24 protein-coding genes are annotated in these 25530 nt (G+C 58.6%); 19 read left to right on the top strand and 5 right to left on the bottom strand.

Features of this window, described 5'->3' with window-relative positions:
* Positions 1-66 precede the first annotated feature (66 nt).
* The 7 genes from L6966_RS02625 (at position 67) to L6966_RS02595 (ending at position 6736) form a co-directional block, all read left to right on the top strand.
* Complete coding sequence (locus tag L6966_RS02625) at positions 67-1065, top strand: ABC transporter permease (RefSeq protein WP_237232829.1); 999 nt, start codon at positions 67-69, stop codon at positions 1063-1065.
* Entirely contained in the window at positions 1046-2149 is a 1104-nt protein-coding gene (locus L6966_RS02620; protein WP_237224032.1) for an iron chelate uptake ABC transporter family permease subunit, read from the top strand. The genes L6966_RS02625 and L6966_RS02620 overlap by 20 nt, the downstream gene beginning before the upstream one ends.
* Positions 2146-2901 carry an iron ABC transporter ATP-binding protein gene (locus L6966_RS02615; RefSeq protein ID WP_237224031.1) on the top strand — a complete coding sequence of 252 codons (756 nt, stop codon included), beginning with the start codon at positions 2146-2148 and terminating at the stop codon, positions 2899-2901. The genes L6966_RS02620 and L6966_RS02615 overlap by 4 nt, the downstream gene beginning before the upstream one ends.
* A 298-nt stretch (positions 2902-3199) precedes the next feature.
* The gene (locus L6966_RS02610) at positions 3200-3820 is read left to right on the top strand and encodes an ATP-dependent Clp protease proteolytic subunit (protein WP_083091200.1); all 621 of its coding nucleotides are present in this window, start codon (positions 3200-3202) and stop codon (positions 3818-3820) included.
* 29 nt (positions 3821-3849) lie between these two features.
* Positions 3850-4527: an ATP-dependent Clp protease proteolytic subunit gene (locus tag L6966_RS02605; RefSeq protein ID WP_083091199.1), complete on the top strand. Its 678-nt coding sequence runs from the start codon at positions 3850-3852 to the stop codon at positions 4525-4527.
* 220 nt (positions 4528-4747) lie between these two features.
* Entirely contained in the window at positions 4748-6031 is a 1284-nt protein-coding gene (gene clpX, locus L6966_RS02600; RefSeq protein WP_083091198.1) for an ATP-dependent Clp protease ATP-binding subunit ClpX, read from the top strand.
* A 78-nt stretch (positions 6032-6109) separates the two neighbouring features.
* Positions 6110-6736 carry a mycothiol-dependent nitroreductase Rv2466c family protein gene (locus tag L6966_RS02595; protein WP_272878583.1) on the top strand — a complete coding sequence of 209 codons (627 nt, stop codon included), beginning with the start codon at positions 6110-6112 and terminating at the stop codon, positions 6734-6736.
* A 210-nt stretch (positions 6737-6946) separates the two neighbouring features.
* Here the strand turns inward: L6966_RS02595 and valS are convergent, their stop codons facing one another.
* Positions 6947-9583: a valine--tRNA ligase gene (gene valS / locus L6966_RS02590; protein ID WP_237232828.1), complete on the bottom strand. Its 2637-nt coding sequence runs from the start codon at positions 9581-9583 to the stop codon at positions 6947-6949.
* 50 nt (positions 9584-9633) lie between these two features.
* Between valS and L6966_RS02585 the strand changes: the two genes are divergently transcribed.
* The 5 genes from L6966_RS02585 to L6966_RS02565 all read left to right on the top strand — a co-directional run bounded on the left by L6966_RS02585 (position 9634) and on the right by L6966_RS02565 (position 13038).
* Positions 9634-10440, top strand: a complete 807-nt coding sequence (locus L6966_RS02585) for an SDR family oxidoreductase (RefSeq protein WP_237232827.1) — start codon at positions 9634-9636, stop codon at positions 10438-10440.
* Between the two features lie 125 nt (positions 10441-10565).
* Positions 10566-10925 carry a hypothetical protein gene (locus L6966_RS02580; RefSeq protein ID WP_237232826.1) on the top strand — a complete coding sequence of 120 codons (360 nt, stop codon included), beginning with the start codon at positions 10566-10568 and terminating at the stop codon, positions 10923-10925.
* Between the two features lie 99 nt (positions 10926-11024).
* Positions 11025-11387, top strand: a complete 363-nt coding sequence (locus L6966_RS02575; RefSeq protein ID WP_237232825.1) for a hypothetical protein — start codon at positions 11025-11027, stop codon at positions 11385-11387.
* Between the two features lie 159 nt (positions 11388-11546).
* Positions 11547-12218, top strand: a complete 672-nt coding sequence (locus tag L6966_RS02570) for an NADPH-dependent F420 reductase (protein ID WP_237232824.1) — start codon at positions 11547-11549, stop codon at positions 12216-12218.
* Between the two features lie 97 nt (positions 12219-12315).
* Positions 12316-13038 carry a sirohydrochlorin chelatase gene (locus tag L6966_RS02565; RefSeq protein ID WP_237232823.1) on the top strand — a complete coding sequence of 241 codons (723 nt, stop codon included), beginning with the start codon at positions 12316-12318 and terminating at the stop codon, positions 13036-13038.
* On the opposite strand, the gene pdxY is transcribed toward L6966_RS02565, so the two are convergent.
* The gene (pdxY, locus tag L6966_RS02560; RefSeq protein WP_237232822.1) at positions 13028-13882 is read right to left on the bottom strand and encodes a pyridoxal kinase PdxY; all 855 of its coding nucleotides are present in this window, start codon (positions 13880-13882) and stop codon (positions 13028-13030) included. The genes L6966_RS02565 and pdxY overlap by 11 nt on opposite strands.
* A 260-nt stretch (positions 13883-14142) precedes the next feature.
* On the opposite strand from pdxY, the gene L6966_RS02555 reads away from it, so the two are divergent.
* From L6966_RS02555 to L6966_RS02535, 5 genes are read left to right on the top strand one after another with little or no spacing between them, the layout of a single operon-like run.
* Positions 14143-14943 carry a phosphoadenylyl-sulfate reductase gene (locus L6966_RS02555; RefSeq protein WP_237224024.1) on the top strand — a complete coding sequence of 267 codons (801 nt, stop codon included), beginning with the start codon at positions 14143-14145 and terminating at the stop codon, positions 14941-14943.
* Entirely contained in the window at positions 14925-15857 is a 933-nt protein-coding gene (cysD, locus tag L6966_RS02550; protein ID WP_180377814.1) for a sulfate adenylyltransferase subunit CysD, read from the top strand. Before L6966_RS02555 ends, cysD begins: the two co-directional genes overlap by 19 nt.
* 1 nt (position 15858) lies before the next feature.
* Positions 15859-17148, top strand: a complete 1290-nt coding sequence (locus L6966_RS02545) for a sulfate adenylyltransferase subunit 1 (RefSeq protein ID WP_237232821.1) — start codon at positions 15859-15861, stop codon at positions 17146-17148.
* 25 nt (positions 17149-17173) lie between these two features.
* Positions 17174-18121, top strand: a complete 948-nt coding sequence (locus tag L6966_RS02540; RefSeq protein ID WP_083091188.1) for a sulfite exporter TauE/SafE family protein — start codon at positions 17174-17176, stop codon at positions 18119-18121.
* 5 nt (positions 18122-18126) lie between these two features.
* Entirely contained in the window at positions 18127-19860 is a 1734-nt protein-coding gene (locus L6966_RS02535) for a nitrite/sulfite reductase (protein WP_237232820.1), read from the top strand.
* 69 nt (positions 19861-19929) lie between these two features.
* Here the strand turns inward: L6966_RS02535 and L6966_RS02530 are convergent, their stop codons facing one another.
* Both L6966_RS02530 and cobA read right to left on the bottom strand, forming a co-directional pair.
* Positions 19930-20289 (bottom strand): DUF559 domain-containing protein, encoded by a 360-nt coding sequence (locus L6966_RS02530; protein WP_237224020.1) that lies wholly within the window; start codon positions 20287-20289, stop codon positions 19930-19932.
* Positions 20290-21163: 874 nt separating this feature from the next.
* Positions 21164-22216, bottom strand: coding sequence for a uroporphyrinogen-III C-methyltransferase (gene cobA / locus L6966_RS02525; RefSeq protein WP_237224018.1), 1053 nt, complete (start codon positions 22214-22216; stop codon positions 21164-21166).
* Between the two features lie 126 nt (positions 22217-22342).
* Here cobA and L6966_RS02520 point away from each other — a divergent pair, with 126 nt between their 5' ends.
* Both L6966_RS02520 and L6966_RS02515 read left to right on the top strand, forming a co-directional pair.
* Entirely contained in the window at positions 22343-22795 is a 453-nt protein-coding gene (locus tag L6966_RS02520) for a precorrin-2 dehydrogenase/sirohydrochlorin ferrochelatase family protein (RefSeq protein WP_083091184.1), read from the top strand.
* A 184-nt stretch (positions 22796-22979) separates the two neighbouring features.
* On the top strand, positions 22980-24419 hold the full coding sequence (locus tag L6966_RS02515) for an APC family permease (protein ID WP_083091183.1): 1440 nt from the start codon (positions 22980-22982) through the stop codon (positions 24417-24419).
* Between the two features lie 83 nt (positions 24420-24502).
* Here the strand turns inward: L6966_RS02515 and L6966_RS02510 are convergent, their stop codons facing one another.
* Positions 24503-25204: a GNAT family N-acetyltransferase gene (locus tag L6966_RS02510; protein ID WP_237232819.1), complete on the bottom strand. Its 702-nt coding sequence runs from the start codon at positions 25202-25204 to the stop codon at positions 24503-24505.
* Positions 25205-25530 lie beyond the last annotated feature (326 nt).

Raw genomic sequence — 25530 nt, 5'->3', positions numbered from 1 at the left:
CAAACTGCCTTTAATACAGGAGTCACTCCACCACAGCCTTGGTGGGGTGACTCCTTGAAAGCTTTTATGACAACGATAGACAACACCCGCTTAACACGCACCCGTAGCTCTCTCTGGAACCTGCGTTTTATTTTTGCTGTACTGGGCGTGCTGGCTCTGCTGGTCGCCTCACTGCTCGTGGGGCAGTACGATATCTTCAGCCAACCCGACGGTGCATCAATGTTTGGGACTACCCGTATACCTCGAACTGTTGCACTGGTTCTGGCAGGGGCGGCTATGGCTATGTGCGGCTTGGTCATGCAAATGCTGACTCAGAATAAATTTGTGGAACCTACCACCACAGGGACCACTGAATGGGCCAGCCTGGGGTTGCTGTGTATGCTCTATTTCTTTCCCGCAGCGAATATTTTGCAGCAGATGACAGCAGCCATTGTATTTGCCTTTATCGGGTCAATGGTCTTCTTCCTCTTTCTGCGCAGGGTCTCTTTACGCTCGTCACTCATTGTTCCAATTGTGGGTATCATGCTGGGCGCGGTGGTCTCTGCCTTCACCACTTTCTTTGCGCTCCAAACCAATCTATTGCAGAACCTGGGTGTTTGGTTTGCCGGTAGCTTCACCTCGGTGATTGGGGGCCAGTATGAGGTTCTTTGGCTGGTGGTCATCGTGGTGGCCGTTATCTTTTGGTACGCTGACCGGCTCACCGTAGCTGGTCTGGGCCAGGAGTTCGCTACCAACGTGGGGCTCAACTACGCTCAAATCATGTTTATCGGAACTGCGCTTATTGCTGTGGCAACCGGCGTGGTCACGGTCGTAGTGGGCTTCTTACCCTTCCTGGGTCTCATTGTTCCTAACCTGGTGAGTATGTTCCGCGGTGACGACCTGCGCTCTAACCTGCCGTGGGTGGCGCTGACCGGCATCGCGGTCGTCACCGTCTGTGACCTGGTGGGCCGTACCATTATCGCCCCCTTCGAGATTCCGGTCTCGGTCATTTTGGGAATGGTGGGAGCTGTTGTCTTTATCGGTTTGATTGTGAAGGGGCGCCCCGGTGCTACAGCCCGCAAGTGACGATAATCGTGCCCTGCAGGCCGCTGGTGCGGGGCCTGTTGGGGGTAAGGACGCCCGCCCCCTAGTGCATGAATCTGCTCGCGCCCGGAGCGCCGGGGCTTTCAAGACTCCGGCGGCTGCCCGCACTTACTGGCTGATACTTGCCGGTTTACTGGTCATCTCTTTACTGGCGGCCTTTGGGCTTTTGGCCTACAGCAACCCCTTTGACACCGGAACACCCAAGTGGTGGCTGATAGCTGAGCGCCGCTCCAACGCGCTGATTGCCATGGCTGTAGCTGCGGTATGCCAGGCTGTAGCCACCGTTGCCTTTCAGACCGTGACCAATAACCGTATTTTGACCCCGGGCATTTTGGGCTTTCAGGCTCTCTACACCGCGATTCATACCTCAACGGTGTACTTTGCCGGGGCTGCTGGCCTGGTGGCCGCGCGCACCCTCGATACCTTTATCTTTCAGCTGGTTATGATGGTGGCGCTCTCGCTGCTGCTCTACTCCTGGTTACTGACCGGTAAACGTGCCAACATGCACGTGATGCTCCTGGTTGGAGTGGTGTTAGGTGGAGGCCTGGGGTCACTCTCCACCTTCATGCAACGTATGCTGACTCCCAGCGAATTCGATATTCTAACTGCGCGTCTTTTTGCTTCCGTCAATAACGCTGACCCGGAATATTACCCCATCGCTATTCCGCTGGTGGCGGTCAGCGTCCTTGTGCTCTATCTAAAGTCGCGAACCCTCAACACCCTCTCGTTGGGGGAACCGGTGGCAACTAACCTGGGTGTTAACCACCGGCGAGAAACTATCTTGGTGCTGGTACTTGTCTCAGTCATGATGGCAGTATCCACTGCTTTGGTTGGCCCGCTTACCTTTCTGGGGTTCCTGGTCGCCACCTTGACCTACCAGTTCGCAGACACCTATGACCACCGCTACCTCTTCCCTATGGCCACGGTGCTCTCTTTTGCTGTGCTGGCAGCTGCCTACTTCATCATGAACCATATCTTCGCAGCTCAGGGCGTAGTGGGTATTATTATTGAGCTGGTTGGCGGCCTCACCTTCCTCATCGTTATTCTCCGAAAGGGCAAACTATGATTACCCTCAGCCAGGTCGCTAAAAATTACTCCGGCGAAACCAGCATCGGCCCGGTGAACGTGCAGCTACCTTCCGGGGGCATTACCGCCCTGGTTGGGCCCAATGGCGCCGGCAAGTCAACCGTGCTGACCATGGTGGGGCGCCTGCTCGATATTGATGCGGGCACCATCGAAGTTGGCGGGCTCAATGTGGCTACCAGCAAGTCGAAAGATTTGGCAAAGGTCGTGTCAATTTTGCGCCAGGAGAACCACTTTGTCACCAAGCTGACCGTGCGCCAGCTCGTGGGCTTTGGCCGTTTTCCCTACACCGGCGGGCGGCTAACCGCTGAGGACGAAGACATCATCTCGCGGTACATTGATTTTCTTAATCTGACCGACCTTGAAAACCGTTACCTGGACGAGCTCTCGGGCGGCCAGCGGCAACGAGCCTACGTCGCTATGGTCCTTTGCCAAGAAACCAACTATGTACTGCTTGATGAGCCCCTCAACAACCTTGATATTTCTCATTCTGTTCAGATGATGCAGCACCTGCAGAATGCTGCCCGCACTCTGGGGCGCACCATTATTGTAGTGCTACATGACATTAACTTTGCCGCCCGCTACGCTGACTATATTTGCGCTATCAAGGACGGCAAACTGGTTAGCTTCGGTGCCGTTGAGGAAATCATGCAAGATGAGCTTTTGAGCGATATTTTCAATACCCCTATCAGGGTGATTGAAGGACCCAACGGTCTCATCGCCTGCTATCACTAGTGCAAGGAAGCTGACCAGGCTCAATCCACGACGGGGCATCATCTCGGGAGTACTCAGCTTTATAGCGTCCACGTGACTTCACGCGGACGCTCAAAGGTTGGCGAAGACAGACGCAAGGGCTACGTGCCGCCGAGTCTGCGCGTCAACCGCAGTTGAGAGGGACTCGGTGCCATGCCAACAGCGAACTGCCCCGATTTTGGGAATCCGGGAGCAGGCAAAAGCGATAACCTAAGTGTCAAGCAAATCTTTGGCACCGGCGTCCGCGCTGGTGCTACAACCGACACAAGGAGCGGAACACATGTCCTTCACCCCTGAAGCACACCAGAGCCCCACTATGGAAACCCCCATGGGCAGCCAGGATGACTATGTTTACAACCGTCTACTCAAAGAACGCATCATCTGGCTGGGCTCCGAGGTGCGAGACTCCAACGCCAACCGCATCTGCTCCCAGCTTTTGCTGCTCTCAGCCGAGGACCCCGAGGCAGACATCTACCTCTACATCAATTCACCCGGCGGCTCCGTTACCGCAGGCATGGCCATCTACGACACCATGCAACTGATTCCCAATGACGTTGTCACCGTGGTGACCGGTATGGCTGCCTCCATGGGGCAGTTCCTGCTGACCGCAGGTGCCCCCGGCAAGCGCTTTGCCACCCCCAACGCCCGCATCCTCATGCACCAGCCCTCCGGTGGTATCGGTGGCAACGCTTCTGATATTCGCACCCAGGCCCAGTTTATTCTCGACATGAAGCAGCGCCTGAGCGAGATTACCGCTGAGCGCACCGGCCAGAGCATAGAAACCATCCAGCGTGATAGCGACCGCGACAACTGGTTCAACGCCGAAGAAGGCCTAGCCTACGGCTTCTTCGACAAGATTCTCGATAAGATCGGCCCGGCTACCAGCGCTAGCGACAAGTAAACCGGCACAAACTTTTACAGGAGAAACGAATGATTCATCTTCCCTCATCCACCGCACCTGCCGGTATGCCCACCAGCCGTTACGTGCTCCCTAACTTCGAAGAGCGAACCCCCTACGGCTACAAGCGCCAGGACCCCTACGCCAAGCTCTTTGAAGATCGCATTATCTTCCTTGGCGTGCAGGTGGACGACGCTTCCGCAGACGATATCATGGCACAGCTGCTGGTGCTGGAATCCCAGGACCCTGACCGCGACATCACCCTCTACATCAACTCACCCGGTGGCTCTTTCACCGCGATGACTGCTATCTACGACACCATGCAGTACATCCGCCCCGAGATTCAGACCGTCTGCCTGGGCCAGGCCGCCTCAGCCGCCGCTGTGCTTCTGGCCGCCGGTACACCCGGCAAGCGCCTGGCTTTGCCCAACGCCCGCGTGCTGATTCACCAGCCTGCCCTCTCAGGCCAGCAGGGCGGCCAGGCCTCAGATATTGAGATTCACGCCAACGAAGTGATGCGTATGCGCGAGTGGACTGCTCAGACCCTGGCCCTGCACTCTGGTAAGGACTACGACGAGGTCGATAAGTCCATTGAGCGCGACAACATCCTCACCGCTAAAGCTGCCCTGGAATACGGCATTGTGGATCAGGTACTTGAATCCCGCAAGGCAGTCAAGCCCGCCTTCAACACCGCTGAAAAGCACGACTAAACCTTTCTAGGAGTACAGCACGCGGACGCCGTTCCCCGCCTTGTCAGCCTTGGGCAGGGTACCGGGGGAGCGGCGTCCGCGTTTCATGCACCTGATATAGGGCTCCGGTGGAGCACGGTTAAGTCATCAAGACGTAACCTTGCACAAATCGTCACATCTTGGGTCTAGACAGGTTTTCACGGTAGATTAGTTTAGAGGAACCGAAGGAAAGGTAGGGTCTATGGCTCGTCTAGGCGATAGCACCACTCTTCCCAAATGCTCATTTTGTGGGAAGAACCAGCGACAGGTTCGCAAACTGATTGCCGGCCCCAACATCTATATCTGTGACGAGTGCATTGAGCTGTGCAACGAAATTCTCGAAGAAGAGCTAGCAGAAGTCAAAGACCTTGGTGCCGTTGAAGAGTTACCTATACCTCGTGAAATCTTCGACCATCTCCAGGAATATGTCATTGGTCAAGAGGCCGCCAAGCGCGCACTTTCAGTAGCCGTTTACAACCACTACAAGCGTATTCGCGCCCAGCAAAACCCCACCCTTGAAGCCGTAGAATTTTTGGCAACAGAAGGGGAAGACGTAGAAATAGCCAAGTCCAACATCCTACTCGTTGGCCCGACAGGCTCCGGTAAAACCTATCTCGCTCAAACCCTGGCTAAGAAGCTCAACGTCCCCTTCGCGGTAGCCGATGCGACCAGCCTAACCGAGGCCGGGTACGTGGGTGAAGACGTAGAAAATATTCTGCTCAAGCTGATACAGGCAGCTGACGGTGATATTGAAAAAGCTCAGCGCGGGATTATCTACATCGACGAAATCGACAAGATCTCTCGTAAAGCTGACAACCCCTCTATCACTCGCGACGTATCAGGTGAAGGTGTGCAGCAGGCGCTCCTCAAGATTCTTGAGGGCACTGAGGCAGCGGTGCCCCCTCAAGGTGGGCGTAAACACCCTCAACAGGACTTCCTCAAAATCAACACCTCCAACATCCTCTTTATTGTGGCCGGTGCCTTTGCCGGCCTTGAAGAGATTGTGGGTAGCCGTGTGGGCCGTAAGGGAATCGGGTTTGGTGCATCGATTGACCAGGCCGCCAAAGAGAGCGATATTCTGACCAAGCTCATGCCGGAAGACCTGCTGAAGTTTGGTCTGATTCCCGAGTTCATTGGCCGCCTGCCCGTCCTAGCCACCCTCGGCAAACTAACAGAGACTGACCTGCAACGGGTTTTGACCGAACCTAAAAATGCTCTGGTTAAGCAGTACAAGCGCATGTTTGCCCTTGACGGGGTCGAGCTCATCTTTGAGGATGAGGCCGTGGCCGCTATTGCCCATCAGGCGGTTGAGCGTGACACCGGCGCCCGCGGACTGCGTGCCATCATGGAGTCTATTCTGCAGCCTGTCATGTTTGACGTGCCCAGCCGCGACGACGTCACCACCGTCATCATCGATGAGGCAGTGGTTGCCGGAACGAAGGACCCGATTTTAGTCATCGAGGCCCCGGAGAAGAAGTCAGCCTAAATACTTTCCCGCTATCAGTGCTCTACACACCGGTAGCGGGCTACTCTTCTACCTAACCACTGATTGAAAGGATAACCTGTGGCTGAAAATACTGTTGATTTCTGGTTTGACCCCACCTGCCCCTGGTGCTGGATGACCTCCCGCTGGATTAAGGAAGTGGAGACCCAGCGCGACGTTGCCGTAACCTGGCACCCCTTCTCCCTGGCCGTCCTGAACGAGGGGCGCGACCTTGACCCTGACTACCGCAAGCACATTGATAACACCTGGGGCCCGGCCCGTGTTGCCACCGCTGTGGCAGAGCAGTACGGCCAGGAGAAGCTGGACGAGCTCTACACCGCTCTGGGCGAGCAGATCCACCATCAGAAGAATAAGGAGGGTACCTACTTCGAGAAGGCTATCGAGGTTGCCCTGGCTGAGGTGGGCCTGCCCACCGAGCTTGCCCAGGTTGCCTTCACCGAAGAGTACGATGAGCAGATGCGCGCATCCACCCGCGCTGGCCTGGACTCAGCCGGTGGTGACGATATCGGCGTGCCCCTGATGAGCATCAACGGGGTGACCTTCTTTGGCCCCGTGATGTCACCGGCCCCCACCGGTGAAGAAGCTGCCAAGGTCTTTGATGGTGCAGTAGCCCTGGCCTCCTACCCGGGGTTCTTCGAGCTCAAGCGCCCCCGCAAGGTCGGCCCGATTTTCAACACCGAAAAGTAGTAACGAGCGGGCGCTTTACGCCCCTGTTACTGAATACACGAAAGGCCCGGTTCCAGAAGCTCTGGAACCGGGCCTAATCTTTTGAGACGCAACTACGTCAGGGCCTGTATACCCCCGCAGGTAGCTGGCTGGGGCTGGCATGAATTGAGCGAGCGCCCCAGCGCGAGCTCAAGAAGGTTAGCCGCCTAGGGGGCATGCAGGCCAAATACATTAGCTTTCGTCCTCAGTAATGAGCACAACGTCGGTGACAGCCAGCTCGCCCTCTGCTTCGGTGAGGGTGAGGTCGCGGGCGTTACCTGCTGCCTTGAGGTCGCCAAGACCGCCGCGGATGCGGGTGAGGTCGTCCGCTGAACCGGTAATGGTTGCGGTTTCAACCTCGGTACGCTGCTTGACCTGGGCCTCTGACTTGGCCTTACGCAGACCACCCAGGGCAGCTGCGACAGTGGGCAGGACGGCGGGGTCGGCGTCCGCTACGGCGGCGGCAAAGCCCTCGGTGGTGGGCCAGGGGGCGCGGTGCACCGAGCCTGCGCGCCACCAGGACCAGATTTCGTCAGTGACGAAGGGCAGGAAGGGGGCGAAGAGGCGCAGCAGGGCGTCAAGGGTGGTGGCCAGGGCTGCCAGCACGGAAGCCTGCTCAGCCTCGCCGGCCTTGCCGTAGGCGCGGTCCTTGATGAGTTCTACGAAGTCGTCGGTGAAGTGCCAGAAGAAGGTCTCTGAGATCTGCAGGGCCCGGGCGTACTCGTAGTTCTCAAAAGCGGCGGTGGCTTCGTCAACGAGGGCAGCGAGGCGGGCCAGTAGGGAGCGGTCCAGCTCGTTGGTGAGGGCGCTCGCGGCAGCCTGGTCGGTGATGACCGAGTTGGCGGTAGCTCCCAGGCCGAGCACGAACTTGGAGGCGTTCAGCAGCTTGATGGCCAGGCGGCGACCAATCTTCATCTGAGCCTCGTCGTAGGCGGTGTCGGCACCCAGCTTGGCGCTGGCAGCCCAGTAGCGAACGGCGTCCGAACCGTACTTTTCCAGAACCTCGTTGGGCACCACGACGTTACCCTTAGACTTGGACATCTTCTTGCGGTCCGGGTCCAGGATCCAGCCGGAAAGGGCGGTGTCGGTCCAGGGTACGGACTTCTCCAGGGAGTTGGAGCGAACCACGGTGGAGAAAAGCCAGGTGCGGATGATGTCGTGACCCTGGGGGCGTAGATCCATGGGGAAGGTGACCCTGTGCAGGTTCTCGTCCACGGCCCAGCCGGTGGCAATTTGGGGGGTCAGCGATGAGGTCGCCCAGGTGTCCAGGACGTCGGGGTCGGCGATGAAGCCGCCGGGTACGCCGCGTTGGTCTTCGGTGTAGCCGGGGGCGGCGTCCGACGCGGGGTCAACGGGGAGCATGTCTTCGCTGGGGACGATGGGCTCATCGTAGTTGGGTTCGCCATCGGCGCCCAGCTTGTACCAGACGGGGAAGGGCACGCCGAAGAAACGCTGGCGGGAAATGAGCCAGTCGCCGTTGAGGCCCTCGACCCAGTTCTCGTAGCGGGAGCGCATGAAGGCAGGGTGCCAGGTGATTTCACGCCCGCGCTCTACCAGGGCATTGCGGCGCTCGGCGTCACGGCCACCATTGCGGATGTACCACTGGCGGGAGGCAACGATTTCGAGGGGCTTGTCGCCCTTTTCGTAGAACTTGACCGGGTGGGTGATGGGCTTGGGGTCGCCGTCCATTTCACCGGCTTCAACCAGCATCTCAACGACCGTTTTCTGGGCGGTGAAGACGGTTGCACCGGCCATGCGCTCGTAGCGCTCGCGGCCCTCGGCGGAGGTAATCCACTCGGGGGTGTCGGTGGCGAAGCGGCCGTCACGGCCAATTAGGGCACGGGTGGGTAGCTGGAGTTCGCGCCACCAGGTGACGTCGGTGGTGTCGCCGAAGGTGCAGATCATGGCGATACCGGCACCCTTGTCGGGCTGGGCCAGGGGGTGGGCCTTGATCTCGACCTCGACGCCAAAGAGAGGAGAGGTGACCTTGGTGCCGAAGAGGGGCTTGTAGCGCTCATCGTCGGGGTGGGCCACCAGGGCGACGCAGGAGGGCAGCAGCTCAGGGCGGGTGGTCTCGATCCAGACCTTCTCGCCGTTCTCGCGGGTAAAGGAGATACGGTGGTAGGCGCCGGGGCGTTCTTTGTCTTCCAGCTCTGCCTGGGCAACTGCGGTGCGGAAGGTGACATCCCACATGGTGGGGGCTTCTGCCATGTAGGCATCGCCGCTGGCCAGGTCGTTGAGGAAGGCCAGCTGGGAGACCTTGCGGGAGCGGGCGTCGATGGTGCGGTAGGTGTGGGACCAGTCAACGGAAAGACCCAGGGTGGTGAAGAGTTCTTCGAAGACCTTTTCGTCTTCTACCGCCAGGATTTCACACAGCTCGATGAAGTTCTGGCGGGAGATGCGGGGCCAGTCGCGCTGGTTCTTGGCGGGTTTTTCGGGGGCCTTGAAATCGGGGTCGTAGGGGATTGCGGGGTCGCAGAGTACGCCATAGTAGTTCTGGACGCGGCGTTCGGTGGGCAGGCCGTTGTCGTCCCAGCCCAGGGGGTAGAAGACGTTCTTGCCCTTCATACGCTGGTAGCGGGCGATGACGTCGGTCTGGGTGTAGGAGAACATGTGACCGACGTGCAGGGAGCCGGACGCGGTGGGCGGCGGGGTGTCGATGGAGTAGACCTTCTCGCGGGTGGTATTCAGGTTGAAGGCGTAGGTCTTGTTGGCGGCCCAGTTCTCGGTAAACTTTTTCTCGAGACCTTCAAGGCCGGGCTTTGTAGGGACGGTAATATCTACGGTGTTTTCTGCGGGCGTGTCTGTGCCCCGGTTGATTTCAGCCATGGTGCCTATTCTCTCACGAATAGATTTAGTGTGCAGGTTAGGCTAGTGCTATGACTACTTCACTACTTCCCGCTAATCCTTTTGCTCCTGACTCCCAGGCCGGTAAGGTCGCCGTGGTCACCGGTGCCTCCTCCGGTATTGGCCGGGCGACCGCCGAACAGATGGTAGCTACCGGGTGGAGCGTCTACGCTGTGGCCCGCCGCGCCGACCGCCTGGCAGAACTTGCTGAGCGTACCGGGGTGCGCCCGGTCGTCCTCGATATTACGGACGCCGACGCGGTAGCTGCCCGCGCTCAGGATATTCTGGGGGAAACCGGTGGTCGCCTAGATGCCTTAGTCAATATTTCTGGCGGCGCTATTGGGGCTGATTCTGTGGCCAACGCTGACCCCGCTGGCTGGTCAGCCATGTTCGAGCTCAACGTTATCGGTACCCTGAACATGGTCAAGGCCTTCCTGCCCGCCCTGCGCGAGAACGGGCAGGGCACCGTGCTCAACCTGACCTCCACCGCAGCTGAAGCCGGCTACGAAGGGGGAGCGGGCTACAATGCCGCCAAATTTGGTGAGCGGGCCCTGACCGAGACCCTGCGCTTAGAGGAAGCTGAGCACAACGTGCGCGTGATTGAGGTACGCCCCGGCATGGTGCGCACCGAAGAGTTCTCCCGCAATCGCCTAGGCTCCGATGAGGCGGCTGCCAAGATTTACGCGGGCGTGGAAAAACCTTTGCTGGCTGAGGACGTGGCCCAGACCGTTACCTTCGCCGTGAACGTTCCCCAGCACATCAACCTGGACCACATCACCATGCGCCCGGTGGCCCAGGCGGCCCAGTACAAGGTGATTCGGCGGGTCGCAGCCTCATAGCCGGAGCGGGCAGGGGGCTGGGACGAACCAGCGTCATCTTCTTGATAGCAATTAGCCAGCCTACTTAGTATGGGAAGAGGGAGCCCACGACGGTAACCAGCCATCAATCAAAGGAGATGATGACCGTGAAGCGCAACCCTCGCACCCGCCCCGCCCTCACTAGCCGCCCCGGTAGCTGGCGTCCTAACCTCGGAATGCTGGCCCTGCTACCACTTCTGACCGCCTGCGCCGGTGGCGGTGAAGCTCCAGCGCAGGCACCGGCTCAGACCTCTTCCTCCGTTTCTGCCTCTACGACCGCACCAGCAAGCACCCCTACACCCTCAAGCTCTTCAGCGGCAGCTGCACATCAGGTTGTTGAGGACGCCTGCTTAGGTCGCTGTACCAACTACGAAACCATTGCTGTCACCCACCCCACCCTCAGGCCGGTAGAGATTCGCACCTACGGTTGGGATATGAACCCGGGGTCAACCCCTTCCCAGATGTAACTGGCCTACGCCGTTTATCGGGACGGCGAACCCATTGACTTCTACGAGGGCCGGGGCAATACCTACGCCTTCATCACTGCGCATACCGAAATGGGCAATATGGTCTGGAATCTTGAAAGAGGCTCCAATGTCGACCGCTACGGCAACATCTATCTGGCAACGGATAGGTCCGTGGTGGTGCTAGCACCCACCGATACCGGGTATAGCCAGGAAGGCACCCTGCCGTCCGCGCCGGTAGAGAAACCGCGGTTCGAAATTCAGCCCTTCTTTGGCGAGGCCGGTGAACCCGCAGCTGGCCTGCATCTCGATGCGGACGGGCAGGCCTACCTTGTTCTGGGGAAGGATGACAGTGGAGAAGTGCGGCAGGTCAGCATTACGGGGCCGCTAGGGGAAGAGGACTCGACCGTTTACACCAGTTGCGCCAGCACTGAGCCCCGCTGTGGTTTCAATGTTGACCGCTAGGTTGTGATTGTGAGGCTGTTGGCTAAATTGTTCCCGTCGTTAGGGCTGGGGCTCGTCTTGTGTCGAATTAAGACGCGACCCAACCCCCTTTTGTTGAAAATTAAGAGCGCGAGAGTAAAGTGAGAATAGTCAATATATGAACTAAATAAGGAGTTTGTCATGACTACAGCAATCATTGGAACAGGGCGCATCGGTTCACAGGTCGCCCTTCGCCTGGCCCGCGGGGGAAAAGAGATACTGGTTGCGGCATCAGATCTCGAATCGGCTCAGAAATCAGCCCAAGAACTGGGGCTAGGTATTCGGGCTGGTACCGTCGAGCAGGTCATTGAAGAAGCAGACACAGTTGTCTTCGCTACGATGTTCCCCGTTACCCAGCAGCTCCTGAAGGAACACTCTTCACAGTTGGTGGACAAGGTCGTTGTTGACCCATCCAACAACTTCCGGGTTACTGACGACGGCCGGGCGGTTTCCGCCAACCCAGAAGGGTCCTCAGCTGGTCAGCAAAACGCTGCCCTGCTTCCTCAGGGAGTTCATTTCGTCAAAGCGCTAGGAACCATGAGCGCGGCTAATCTGGGCAAAGAAACTACCGATAGCGGTGAAAAGGTTGCTCAACTGTTTGCAACGGACGACCCTGTAGCGCAAGAGCGCATTACCCACCTATTGCGTTTGGGTGGCTGGGAGCCCGTCAAGGCTGGCGGCTTGGACATTACTTCCAGAATCGAGGTCGGTGGTGCCTGGCACGACCGCGGTGGACTGAGCGGACGGATTCTCAGCAAGGAGGAAGCGGAGAAACTGGTCAGCCAACCCCTTGCTGAGGAATCAGCACGATAAAAGCGGGAGAAGCGCATCTGCCAGTCGATTGATTGTGCTGTACAGTGGGTGGGGTTAACCCCACCCACTTGCTGTGCAGGCAGCAGACTGGAGCCCCATGATTCACCTGGTCGCCACCTCCCATGGAACCGACAACCCCCAGGGCCGTGAAGCCGTCAATCTCATCCGTGACCAGCTCACCGCCCTGGTCGAGGCCCAGGCTCCGGGAACCTACACCGTGCACGAGGCCTACGTAGATGTGCAAGAACCCGCCCTGCCGCAGGTGCTACAGGCGCTACCGTCCGGGGCGAGAGCCGTCCTTGTGCCCCTGTTGCTCTCACCGGGCTACCATACCGAACACGATATGAAACAGGCCGCTGCTCAGGCTACCCACCTGACCACCGCAATTGCTAGAGCATTAGGCCCTTCAGCAGCCCTAGCTAAGCTCCAGCTCCAGCGCCTTGAAGAAGCGGGCTGGGACGGCTACGACGATATCGCTCTGGCAGCAGCGGGTTCCTCCCGCGCCGATGGCCGTGAAGCCGTGCTCTACCAGGCAGAAGTTTTCAGCAGCCTGCTCAGCCGCCCGGTGCCCTACGGCTTTATTGCAGATATTGAACCCACCATCGACCAGGCCTGGGAGAGCAACCAGGCTGATTATATTTCCACTTATCTGCTGGCCCGCGGCTACTTCCACAGCAAACTCACCAAGGCTTATCTGGGCACAGAAAAAGCGGCCGTCACCGAGCCGCTGGTGCTACCCGGTGACGCCGCTTCAGCAACAGTAGTTGCCTCAGTTGCATTGGAACGGGCTACTGAAGCCCTAGCCGCTCTTAGCGCTTGACCGCTACAGCCTCAAAGGTCTCAGCGGGCTCAACATAGGCCTGCTGGGACTCAATCAGTTGTAGTTCACGCTGCCCCGAGGCCAGGGTGTTTTTCAGCAACTCGTAGACGCTGGCGGTGGTCAGTTCCAGGGCCTCTTTCAGGCTCTTGCCCGATGCGAAGTGGGAGGCAAAGAGGGCCTGGGTAACGTCGCCCGAGCCATTGGCCTTCATCGGCAGACGCGGGGTAGTGATCAGCCAGGCTTCATCGCCCGAAACTGCCAGCATCTGAATCGAATCCTCGGGAGTCTCGGGGGTATTCACGCTGGTGACCAGCACGGTCTGAGGGCCGATCTTCTGGGCTGCGGCCACAGAGTCGAGAACCTCATCTAAGGTCTTGGGGTCGGTGCCGGTCACAAAACCCAGCTCAAACTGGTTGGGGGTGATGATATCTGCGTGCTGAATCACGCGGTCACGAATCAGCTCCTGCACTTCGGGGGAGACAAAGCAGCCGCTGGTGGCATTACCCAGCACCGGGTCGCAGGAATAGAGGACGTTCGGGTTGGCTGAGCGGGCCTTGGCAACGGCATCAAGAATGGCATCGCCGATGGATGAGCCGCCCTGGTAACCAGAAATCACCAGTGCAGTGTCGGTCAGGCCGCCTCGCTCATCAATGCCGGTGACAATCTCGCGGACGTCGTTACCCGAAATCAGCGGGCCGCGCCAGGCGCCGTAGCCGGTGTGGTTGGAAAACAGCACGGTATTGACGGGCATGACCTCGTGGCCAAGACGCTGCAGGGGGAAGACGGCGGCTGAATTACCCACGTGGCCGTAGGCAACAGCGGACTGAATAGACAAAATACGCATAGTCACCATTGTGGCACGCTCTGCGGCCTCCGCGGTACGCAGATTTCACTAGATGACGGGTGAGCCAGGCTGAGTGACGCACACTAGTGTGCCACAGGCGATTTGCGCAAACTAGATTGCGTAAAAATTACCCCCCATGAAGTCGCGTGACGTAAAAATGTCGCCTCGTGACCTGGTAGCTGAAATAACTCGACCACCCTACCCCCATAAGCCTAGACTTTCAAATTATTCACCCAACAAACTGTTGTGAAAGGAGCGCCATGGCACCCTTACCCATAAATTTTAAAAACTTTGGTCTTGGCTCGTCGGCTGCATCGCTGCAAGACCCCGCGATTAGCCCAGAAGGCACGGCTGAACCGGCCCAGCTCTCTGCAGCCGAGAAAGAGGCCAACCGTGAACTCGTTGACCGTTACGCGGCAGACCTCTACGAGGCAGGTGCTGAAGAGATTCTCACCTGGGCCCGTGAGCATGTGGATGGCAGGCTGGCCGTCACCCTCTCTATGGAAAACACCGTACTGGCCGAACTTGCCAGCCGCTACCTACCCGACTCTGAGTTCCTCTTCCTCGACACCGGCTACCACTTTCCCGAAACCCTGGACGTCGCCCAGCAGGTGGAAGAACGCTACCCCCAAACCTTGGTAAGAGCTAAGCCCCTGCTCACCACCGGTCAGCAGGACGCCCGCTACGGCATCAACCTCTACAGCAGCGACCCCGCAGCCTGCTGCCGCATGCGCAAGGTGGAGCCCCTGGCAGCGTCCATGGCTCCCTACAGCGGCTGGATTACCGGCCTGCGCCGTGCCGATTCGCCGCTTCGCGCCACCACCCCGGCCCTGGACATTGACCCCAACGGGAGACTCAAGATTTCACCCCTGGTTACCTGGAGCCTTGAAGACACCGACCGGTACATCGAAAAGAACCACCTGATTGTGCACCCCCTGACCAAGGCAGGCTACCCCTCCATCGGCTGCGCCCCCTGCACCGCCAAAGTAGAAGCCGGCCAAGACCCCCGCAGCGGACGCTGGGCAGGGTTCACCAAAACAGAATGCGGACTACACACATGAGCACAACCACTACCTCAACCCCCCTCTCACCCCACCTCAAAGACCTAGAAAACGAGTCAATCCAGATCCTGCGCGAGGTCGCCGGTCAGTTCGATAGGGTCGCCCTGCTCTTCTCAGGCGGTAAGGACTCTGTGGTGGTTTACGAGTTGGCTCGCCGTGCTTTTGCACCGGCACCCGTGCCCTTTGAACTGCTCCACGTGGATACCGGCCATAACTTCCCTGAAGTCATCGACTTCCGCGACCGCCTGGTGGAGCGCACCGGCGCCCGCCTGCGCGTGGCTAAAGTACAGGACTGGATCGATCGGGGTGAGCTACAGGAGCGCCCCGACGGCACCCGCAACCCCCTGCAGACCGTCCCCCTGGTCGAAACCATTGAAGAGCAGGGCTACGACGCCGTACTCGGCGGTGCACGCCGAGATGAAGAGCGAGCCCGCGCCAAAGAGCGTATCTTCTCGGTGCGCGATGCCTTCGGCGGCTGGGACCCCCGCCGTCAGCGCCCCGAACTGTGGAACCTCTACAACGGCGGACACCTGCCCGGTGAAAACATCCGCGTCTTTCCCATCTCCAACTGGACGGAAGCCGACATCTGGGAATACATCGGTGCCCGCGGCATTGAATTGCCACCCATCTATTTCTCCCACGAACGTGAAGTCTTCAACCGTGACGGCATGTGGCTCACCGCAGGGGAATGGGGAGGCCCCACCAAGGGCGAACCCATCGAAACCCGTCGGGTGCGCTACCGCACCGTAGGTGATATGAGTTGCACCGGCGCTGTGCTGTCAGAAGCGAGCACGGTGCAAGACATCATCACCGAAATCTCCACCTCAACCCTGACCGAACGCGGCGCGACCCGAGCGGACGACCGCCTGAGCGAATCCGCTATGGAAGACCGCAAGAAGGAAGGTTATTTCTAAAATGACCCTACTCACCCACCCCACCGATGCTAAGACGGCAACCGGGGCGCCAGCCCAGCTAGCTACCCGCCAAACCCTGCGCCTGTGCACAGCCGGTAGCGTTGACGACGGCAAATCAACCTTCGTGGGCCGCCTGCTCCACGACACCAAGAGCGTGCTGGCCGACCAGCTCTCAGCCGTGGAACGCACCAGCCGCGAGCGCGGTCATGAAGGTCTGGATTTTTCCCTGCTGGTCGATGGCCTGCGCGCCGAACGCGAACAGGGCATCACCATCGATGTGGCCTACCGCTATTTTTCTACCGCCGAGCGCACCTTTATTCTGGCCGATACCCCCGGCCATGTGCAGTACACCCGCAATACCGTCACCGGGGTATCGACCTCGCAGGTGGTAGTGCTTTTGGTGGATGCCCGCCGCGGTGTGGTGACCCAAACCCGCCGCCACTTAACGGTTGCGGCCCTACTCGGTATTCGCCAGGTGGTGCTGGCGGTCAACAAGATTGACCTAGTGGGCTACTCCCAGGACGTCTTTGAGCAGATTCGCGAAGAGTTTACGGCTTTGGCGCGAGATAAGGGCATTGCCGAAGTAACCGTGATTCCCATCAGTGCGTTACGGGGTGACAACGTGGTCGAGCCATCTGCCAACACCCCCTGGTACACCGGCCCGACCGTGCTGCACTACCTCGAAACCGTAGAAGTAGCTGATCAGGGGGCTGAGACCGGACTGCGTCTACCCATCCAGTACGTGATCCGCCCCCAGGGCACCGACTACCGGGGTTACGCCGGGCGTATCAAAGGCGGTCACCTGGCTGTGGGAGATACCGTGCACCTGGGCCAGGGGCGCACCAGCACCGTCACCCATATCGACACCGCAGACGGTGACGTCGCTACTGCCACCACAGGAGATTCCATCGTGGTGCGTCTAGCAGACGATATCGACCTCTCCCGCGGAGACCTGATTGCCGGTGCCGACCGCCCCGAAGGCAGCCGGGAACTCACCGCAACCCTGGTGGGCTTAGCCGATACTCCGCTACGTCCCGGCGCCAAGGTAAAACTCCGCTACGGAACCTCCCTGGTACGAGCTCGATTGGTCTCCATCGATTCCCTGCTCGACATCGATACCAACCAGGAACACCCCGGCGAAGCCATCGAACTCAACGACATCGCCACCGTCACCCTACAGGTGGCAGAAGAGCTCCCCACCGAACCCTACACCGGGCGCGGACTGGTCGGCTCCCTGCTGCTTATCAACCAGTCAGACGGCAACACCCTAGCCGCAGGCCTGGTCCGCTAGCGCCCCTCACAGAACGAACACCACCATGAACAAACTACTTCTCATCGCCCTGGGCGGTCTGCTCGCCCAACTGGTCGATGGCAGCCTCGGCATGGGCTTCGGAGCTACCTCAACCACCCTGCTCCTTGCCCTTGCAGCGATGAACCCGGCCAGCGCGTCCGCAGTTGTTCATGTGGCAGAACTCGGAACCACCCTGGCCTCGGGGGCTAGCCACTGGCGATTTAACAATATCGACTGGAAGGTCGTGCTACGGCTAGGCCTACCCGGCGCTGTAGGTGCCTTCGCCGGAGCCACCCTGCTCTCCAACCTCTCCCTGGCAACCGCGAAACCGGTCATGGCAACTATTCTCACTCTGATTGGTATCAACCTGGTGCTCCGGTTCTCCACCGGCCGCCGCACCGCCCGGGGAACTGGCGCCCCTGCCACCCCGCGCACCCTGGGCTTCCTCGGGCTCTTCGGTGGATTCGTGGACGCCGCCGGTGGGGGAGGCTGGGGCCCGGTCACCAGCTCCACCCTGATGAGCATCGGCAAAACTGAACCCCGCCGTATCGTGGGTACCGTGAACACAGCAGAGTTCCTGGTTACCCTGGCAGCTAGCCTGGGATTTATCTTGGGTATGTGGCAAGATTTGACCGAGCATCTGTTGGCTGTACTGGCTCTGCTAGCGGGCGGGGTTTTGGCTGCTCCAGTGGCGGCCTGGCTGGTCACCCGCATTAATCCCACTGCCCTGGGTGGGTTCGTGGGCACCTGCCTGGCTGTAACCCACCTGCCCTACCTGATCGGTCTTATCCCAGCGCTTGCCCCCTATAGCCTGCCACTGACCCTGGCAACTGCCCTGACCGGGCTGGCTCTGAGCACCCGCGGGGTACTGCGAAGCCGCCAGCTCGCACCGAGCCGTCCCACCGGCTACCGGGAAACCGTTTCACCCTCACTTCACACTCTCGCAACCAGCACCACACGCACGAAAGACTAGAACCCATGGCTAAAACTCTCACCGCCCGCCCCGACCAGACAGCTACCCCAGTCCCCCGTAAACCAGTTTCCAAAAAGCCCAACGGCCAGTGGAAAATTGACGGCAAAACCCCGCTCAACGCCAACGAAGAATTCAAGCTGGCAGACGACGGGCTACACGTGCGCGAGCGCATCATTGAAACCTACTCCAAGGAAGGCTTCGACTCCATCGAGTCGGACGACCTGCACGGCCGCTTCCGCTGGTGGGGCCTCTACACCCAGCGCAAACAGGGCATTGACGGCGGACGCACCGCCACCCTCAGCCCCGAAGAACTCGAAGATAAGTACTTCATGCTGCGTGTGCGTATCGACTCTGGCCAGCTCACCACCGAACAGACCCGCGTCATCGGTGAAATCTCCCGAGACTTTGCCCGCGATACCGCAGATGTGACTGACCGTCAGAACGTGCAGCTGCACTGGGTTCAGGTAGAAGATGTGCCTGAAATCTGGCGCCGCCTGGCTGAGGTAGGGCTCGATACAACCGAGGCCTGTGGCGATGTAGGCCGCGTCATTCTGGGCTCACCCCTAGCCGGTATTGCAGCGGACGAACTGATCGACCCCACACCGGTCATCCGCGAGATCAAAGAAAAGTATATTGGGGACCCGGCCTTCTCTAACCTGCCGCGTAAGTTCAAAACCTGCTTCACCGGCCACCCCAGCCAGGACGTCGTCCACGAAATCAACGACGTAGCTTTCGTTGGCGTCACCCACCCCGACCTGGGCGTCGGCTATGATCTGTGGGTTGGCGGCGGCCTGTCCACCAACCCCAAGCTAGCCGAGCGCCTGGGCGTATTCGTGACCCAGGAACAGGCTGTAGAGGTCTGGAAGGGCGTTATCTCCATCTTCCGTGACTACGGCTACCGCCGCCTGCGCAACAAAGCCCGCCTCAAGTTTCTGGTTGCTGACTGGGGCGTAGAGAAATTCCGGCAGGTGCTAGAAGACGAGTACCTGGGCTACGCGTTGCCCGACGGGCCGGCTCCCGAAACTCCCGCTGTCACCGGTGATCATGTGGGCGTTCACGCCCAGAAGGACGGTAAGTTCTATATCGGCCTGACACCCACCGTGGGGCGCATCAGCGGCAGTCAGCTCATTGACCTGGCCAACCTGGTTGAACGGTACGGCTCCACCCGCCTGCGCACCACCCCCTACCAGAAGCTGGTTGTGCTCGACATTAAAGGCGATGACGTAGAGCCCTTCATCACTGAAGCAGAGAAGCTGGGTTTCTACGCGCGTCCGTCCGTTTTCCGCCGCTCAACCATAGCCTGCACCGGTATCGAATACTGCAAGCTGGCTATCGTAGCTACCAAGTCCACCGCAGCGCGCGTCATCGACAACCTTGAAGAACGCATGGCCGATGTGGCTGACCAGCTCCCGGAGCGCCTGACCCTGCACATCAATGGCTGCCCCAACTCCTGCGCCCGTATTCAGACAGCTGATATTGGGCTCAAGGGCCAGATTATTACCACCGAGGACGGACGCCAGGTACCCGGCTTCCAGGTACACCTCGGCGGCGGGCTGGCCGACTACCAGAACGACGCGGCCGGAACCCTGGGGCGCACCGTGCGAGGGCTCAAGGTAGAATCCGACCTTCTCGAAGACTACCTTGAACGCCTGATTCGCACCTACCTGGCTGAGCGCACCGACGCGGCCCAGAGCTTTGCGGGCTGGGCTATGGCCGCTGACGAGCAACAGCTTGTGTAGAGGTAATCTTTCGACGCGTCCGCCGGTTTTCGACTATTGAGGAGTCGAAAACCGGCGGACGCGTCGAAATTATAGATATACACCGGCGGCAGCAAACGCCTGCTTCAGTTTTTCTGCCAACAACTGCGGCCGGTACACAACCTCATGCCAATTGGTGCGCACCACGTTATACCCCCTAGCCCGGAGCCAGGCTTCACGTTCGTTTTGCTGACCAAATACCTGCTCACGATTCGCACCCGCGTATTTGATGTTTCCGTCAAACTCCAAAATAATCATGTACTCCGGCCACATAAAATCAGGCCGGTAGCGCCGCCCACCGCTCTCAACCCACACCTGTTGCTGACAGTGCGGAAACCCAAACTCATCTAAAAAACAGACCACCAGACTTTCCCCGGCAGATTCTGAGAGCGGATTGACCAACTCAGCCAACCTCTGTAGACGGTTGCTTCCATGCCCCGTAGCCTGGTGCAAGTAGGCCATGAGATCCGGGTAGAGAACCCCAGCGTGCAGGGAACTATCGGCTAGTACTACCGCATGGCGTAGATCAAGAACCCGGCAACAGTCCACTACAGTCTGCAGAGCGGATGTCACTGGAAGACCCGCTAGCTCAACGGGTTCGCTCACCAAGCCGTGCACAGTCACACCTGGAGAAGAATGAGCCCTTGAATTTGGCGCTGCAACGTGGATGCGTTCTGGGACAGTCAGCTGAGCAAAACCAAAGAGGGCCGCAGCGCTTTGGTGTGAAAAGACTGTTCGGGTACCCATGTTTTTTGAATGCGCAACTAGCTGTGCCACATAGCGTTCGCTCGGTAAGAGCGAAGACCAACTCTTGGCTGGTACATAGACACCGCGACGTATTCTAACGATGTCTCCGCGTGAGATTTTTTGACGCAGGGCATGGCGGGTGAAACCGCGAAGCTCCAAATCGCGAGCCGTTTGGACTAGAGGGTGAATATCATGCAGGCTTTTCATGTATCTAGATTGCACTGTTCAGACCCTCGGCGTAGACCCTATTTGAGAATCTGTGGATAACTCTGCCTTCTAACCGTTGTGAGACAGGTTTTCAGCCACCTTCGAGGTCACAAAAGCTTCATAGTTAGTCTCGGGTGTGGAAAACTTTCTCAGCCTGTAGCAGGGGTGCGCACCCGTCCGAATTCCCAGTACCTCGCTGACATTTCGACGCGTCCGCCGGTTTTCCACTCCTCAATAGTCGAAAACCGGCGGACACGTCGAAAAACTTCAGTGAATCTGTCTATGAGCACCCGTAACCTGCAGTAGATTGGGCCAGCAGACTAGCTACAACCTAGTGAGTTTCAAAAGCCCGGGCTAAGACCTCATCGCGTCGGGGCCCGGCAAGTGCGCATACCTCACCTAGGGTAATCACAGCCGGAGGCTTCACATCGGCCAGAGTCTTCAGGCAGTCACCTAAGGTCGCGTATATTTCACGCTGGTTGAGGCGGAAACCGTCCTGCACCGCAACCAGGGGCAAGGACGCTGGCACCCCGCGCTCGCGCAGACCGGTAGCAGTATGGGGTAGGGACTTGACGCCCATGAGCAGGGAGACCGTTCCACCGCCCTTGAGCAGGCCAGCAAGCTGATCCAGTTCAGAAGCTGCTAGTGGAAGATGACCTGAGACTACGGTAAACATGTGGGAGACCCCGCGCAGAGTAACGGGCACACCGGCTAGGGCCGGTAGGGCAATGGACGAAGTGACCCCGGAGAATACCTTCACCGGTATGCCAGCCTGTTCGCAGACATACAGTTCTTCAGCCCCGCGCCCAAAAACGTAGGGGTCACCGCCTTTCAGACGCGCCACATTGCGCCCGGCCAGGGCGTATTCCACCATGAGCCGGTCAATCTCATGTTGGGGTACCCGGTGTTTGCCGGGGATTTTGCCCACATCTATGATTTCAGCGCGTGGAGCCCAACCAGGCAGGTCTTGGTGGGGAGCCAGATGATCAAGGAGTACCACATCGGCCTGAGCCAGGGCAGTGAGGGCGTGGCGGGTCATCAGACCGGGGTCACCCGGCCCGGCACCAATCAGAAAGACGGTGCCAACCTGTTCAAAGGGAGCTTCATCATCGACCAAAATAAGGGCTGAAGACCCGGCTGCACGGGCTGCAGCACGCCAGGAGTCAGCTTCTTCAACAAGAGCAGTACAGATTACGAGTAGGGTGATAGGTTCTTGCGTCAGGGCAACTGCTAGCTGGGCTTTATCCTTCACCTGAAATAGATGAGCAGCACCCACATACTTGGCTGCAACCCGTTGCGTGCGCTCGGGAGCGCCGCACAGCAACACACTGGCATCCATGAGTTCGAGGTCAGCAAACATGGCTTCCTTTGTAGGAGAAGACAATAGGGGTTTTCATCGTCACATGAACCTCCTGCTATCACCTATTTACGTGTCCTCAGATGAAACAGCCCGCAACGCGCCGTAACATGGGGCTTCATACGGAGTTTTATTAAAGCGAGAGGTGGAACTATGAATCGCAGGCTCCCTATTGCCCTGGATATAAGCGGGCGCAGGGTTGTGGTCGTCGGTGGTGGGCAGGTTGCTGCCCGCAAGATCCGAATACTGCTTGAGGCTGGTGCCCGAGTCGAGCTTGTTGCACCCAGTCTGGTACCTGAGCTCGAAAATCTCGTTGCCCGGGGTGAGCTACTAGCCCACCGTCGTCCTTTGAAGGATGATGATCTGACCGGTGCCTGGCTGGTCTTTGCGCTGACCAATTGCGCCGAGCTACACGAGCATATAGCGGCTTTCTGCGAGACGCATGGTATCTGGTACCAGCTCGGTGGCGGTGGAGAAAAGTCTCCCTTTTGGTCATTGGCTCACCGTCGGCAGGGGAGTGACCTGCTGGCAGCTTCAGGCGGTGGCAATCCCCGGCGCGCGCTTGAGCTTCTGAGTCAGGCTGCAGGTTCTCTGGGGTGGGGGTAGGGACGTCCCCCTTGACCTTGGTTGTTGCAGTTAGGTCAAGTGCAGGTAATGAGCGCTTAGTCAAATCGTCCGTGATATTCGTCTCTTTGTATAATATATACACACACCGCATGTTTATTCAGTAAGGTATTTCCAGCCGTTAGTGTTGCACCTCACAAGGGTGCTATGACCTTTTGGAGGAATCATGTCTGAGCACATGAGTGATCACCCTGAACTTAAAAAATCAATGGGCCCAGCCGCTGTTCTCGCACTCGGGGTGGGTGCAATGGTTGGATTCGGTTGGGTTATCCTCGTCGGTGACTGGATAACCAGCGCCGGGTCAATCGGGGCCATGCTCGCCTTCGCAGTCGGCGGAGCCATGATGGCGCTTATGGCATACATTTATTCGGAGCTCGTAGCTGCTATGCCTCAGGCTGGTGGAGAGCACAATTACATCATTCGAGCCCTAGGCCCCCGGTGGTCGCTAATCGGTTCCTGGGCAATTGCGGGAGGTTACGCCACCGTTGTTGCCTTTGAAGCCGTAGCCCTACCCCGTGCACTGAGCTACGTGGTCAACCTCGACCATATCAAGCTCTATACGGTCGCTGAATCTGATGTGTATCTTGTCTGGGCACTTGTCGGGTCAGTCTCAGCTGTCATTATTACTCTCATCAACATTCTGGGAGCAAAGATTGCCGGTAGTGTTCAGATTTTCGTGGTCGTGTTCCTGTTTGCCATTGGAGCGCTGCAACTTATCGGTATGTTCAGCGGTGGTGAAGGTGCAAAAATGGAGCCCCTGTTTTCTGGGGGAGCTGCTGGTTTCTTCGCCGTTCTCATCATCGTCCCCTTCATGTTTGTGGGTTTCGACGTGATTCCGCAGACCGCCGAAGAAGCTAATATGAAGCCCCGTAGCATCGGTAGAATCTCGGTGATCTCAGTACTGATTGCAGCTGCCTGGTACATCTTGATTGTGCTGACCGTGTCCGTGGCACTTGACGATACCGAACTTCAGGCTGCTGGCCTTCCTGCCGCAGATGCCATGGGCGCGCTGTTTGGGAATAATTTCGTGCCTAACCTCATGGTGGCTGCGGGGGTAGCGGGTATTATCACCTCGTGGAACTCCCTGCAGATGGGGGCCTCCCGCCTGCTCTTCTCTCTGGCCCGCGGTGGCATGCTACCCAAGTGGCTAGGCGTTGTTCACCCCAAGTTCGGCACTCCTATCAACGCCCTACTGCTCCTCGGGTTTTTCGCAACTATCGCTCCCTTCTTTGGTCGTGCAGCACTGGTATGGGTTGTGGATGCCGGTTCACCCATGATTGTGATTGCCTACCTGATGGTGATGATTAGCTTCGTCGTCCTTCGTAAGCGTGATCCCGAGATGCCCCGCCCCCTGCGCATTGGAGGTTCCGGCAATGGCGGTCTATACATCGGCTACCTGGCCATTGTGGTAGCACTCTTTCTTGTAGCCCTCTATCTGCCCTTTATGCCTGCCGGTAGCCAAATCTCTTGGCAGTCTTGGGCAATCTTTGGAGTCTGGTGGATTGCCGGAATTATCTTCATGCTCCGTATACCACCCGGAATTGCTCCTGGCCCTGACGCTGAGCACAAGGTTATTGAACAGATGAAGGCCCAGGGCAAGCTCTAGGTCGTTTCGATAATAGGAGCTTAATAACCCACCGCTGGCAGTGCGATGCCGACGGTGGGTTAAGCCTGGTTGGGGACGCAAAGTTAGAGATGTAATGTCATGTCGTGCCAGACAGCCCCACCGTGGGTAGATTCTGATACCCCGTCAAGCTCAAAGCCCAGTTTCTGGTAGAAGGGGATAAGTTCTTTCTTGCAGGTGAGAATTACCCCCGAGCGCTGCTGACTCCTGGCCTGTTCTATAAGGTGCTCAATCAGTACAGACGCATACCCCCGGCCCCGATAGGCTGGGCGGGTATTGATGCCAAACACCGTTTGGTAAGCGCCATGGCGGGTGTGGGCCTGGGGATTTTCGTAGAGGTCATCAAAGATAACGGGGGAGTCAGTGGCTAGCCCATTGATGAAGGCAACGAGCTGGCCGTCGGCCTCAAGTACCCAGAAGTGTTCGCTAAAAACCTCAAACCTGGCACGCAGGTCACTTTCGCTAGCGGCCTCAGCGGCAGGGAAGCACTCGGCTTCAATGGCCGCCAGGGTAGGTAGGTCTTCCTGCCTTGCCTGGCGAACCTCAAGGCGGGCGTCCTGGTGCTGTGCAGCAGCTTCTGCGTCGAGCCTTGCTAGCGATTGGCCACCCACACCCCAATCGGTGCGCGGCACCTCGTTGAGCACGACCCACACCGAGCTCTCCTTTGCGCCCATTACCTGTACATAGGTGCGGGTAAGTTCAGCAATCAGCTCAGCCTTCTTCTCATCAGACTGAATCGACGCGTACGAGACATTAATTAGGGGCATGATGTTCTCCTCGGTATTGCTTGCACCCAGTCTAGCGGCGTTTTTGTGGGGTGTCAGCGAGTACTGCGTAGCAGACTCGGTGGAATGTTTACGCCGCTGATGGGCAGCGCGAGGGTTTGGTATGTACTCATGACCAGTGAGATGGAAATGGGTGAACGCCAGGGGCAGCAGGGTAGGCAGGGGTGGTGCGGCAGGGGATCCGGGGCAGGAGATAGAGTCGAGGGTAGGAATTGTAATTTTGCTTTCCCTGCGATGCTGTTCTGCACCTTATCTTGGGGTGCAGTCTCCTGGGCTACCCCATATCTTGTACTCACACTCCTGTAATT

The organism is Rothia nasisuis (assembly GCF_928381405.1).
Classification (GTDB): Bacteria; Actinomycetota; Actinomycetes; order Actinomycetales; family Micrococcaceae; genus Rothia; species Rothia nasisuis.
This window is presented reverse-complemented; position numbering and strand designations above follow the sequence as displayed.

Excerpts from the sequence above, each read along its gene's own strand:
- L6966_RS02575 (WP_237232825.1), top strand. The coding sequence starts at position 11,025 with ATGGTCTGGAATCTTGAAAGAGGCTCCAATGTCGACCGCTACGGCAAC.
- pdxY (WP_237232822.1), bottom strand. The coding sequence starts at position 13,882 with ATGCGTATTTTGTCTATTCAGTCCGCTGTTGCCTACGGCCACGTGGGT.
- L6966_RS02540 (WP_083091188.1), top strand. The coding sequence starts at position 17,174 with ATGAACAAACTACTTCTCATCGCCCTGGGCGGTCTGCTCGCCCAACTG.
- L6966_RS02615 (WP_237224031.1), top strand. The coding sequence starts at position 2,146 with ATGATTACCCTCAGCCAGGTCGCTAAAAATTACTCCGGCGAAACCAGC.
- L6966_RS02610 (WP_083091200.1), top strand. The coding sequence starts at position 3,200 with ATGTCCTTCACCCCTGAAGCACACCAGAGCCCCACTATGGAAACCCCC.
- valS (WP_237232828.1), bottom strand. The coding sequence starts at position 9,583 with ATGGCTGAAATCAACCGGGGCACAGACACGCCCGCAGAAAACACCGTA.
- L6966_RS02510 (WP_237232819.1), bottom strand. The coding sequence starts at position 25,204 with ATGCCCCTAATTAATGTCTCGTACGCGTCGATTCAGTCTGATGAGAAG.
- L6966_RS02625 (WP_237232829.1), top strand. The coding sequence starts at position 67 with ATGACAACGATAGACAACACCCGCTTAACACGCACCCGTAGCTCTCTC.
- L6966_RS02535 (WP_237232820.1), top strand. The coding sequence starts at position 18,127 with ATGGCTAAAACTCTCACCGCCCGCCCCGACCAGACAGCTACCCCAGTC.
- clpX (WP_083091198.1), top strand. The coding sequence starts at position 4,748 with ATGGCTCGTCTAGGCGATAGCACCACTCTTCCCAAATGCTCATTTTGT.
- L6966_RS02545 (WP_237232821.1), top strand. The coding sequence starts at position 15,859 with ATGACCCTACTCACCCACCCCACCGATGCTAAGACGGCAACCGGGGCG.
- cysD (WP_180377814.1), top strand. The coding sequence starts at position 14,925 with ATGCGGACTACACACATGAGCACAACCACTACCTCAACCCCCCTCTCA.
- L6966_RS02515 (WP_083091183.1), top strand. The coding sequence starts at position 22,980 with ATGTCTGAGCACATGAGTGATCACCCTGAACTTAAAAAATCAATGGGC.
- L6966_RS02585 (WP_237232827.1), top strand. The coding sequence starts at position 9,634 with ATGACTACTTCACTACTTCCCGCTAATCCTTTTGCTCCTGACTCCCAG.
- L6966_RS02555 (WP_237224024.1), top strand. The coding sequence starts at position 14,143 with ATGGCACCCTTACCCATAAATTTTAAAAACTTTGGTCTTGGCTCGTCG.
- L6966_RS02570 (WP_237232824.1), top strand. The coding sequence starts at position 11,547 with ATGACTACAGCAATCATTGGAACAGGGCGCATCGGTTCACAGGTCGCC.
- L6966_RS02605 (WP_083091199.1), top strand. The coding sequence starts at position 3,850 with ATGATTCATCTTCCCTCATCCACCGCACCTGCCGGTATGCCCACCAGC.
- L6966_RS02520 (WP_083091184.1), top strand. The coding sequence starts at position 22,343 with ATGAATCGCAGGCTCCCTATTGCCCTGGATATAAGCGGGCGCAGGGTT.
- L6966_RS02565 (WP_237232823.1), top strand. The coding sequence starts at position 12,316 with ATGATTCACCTGGTCGCCACCTCCCATGGAACCGACAACCCCCAGGGC.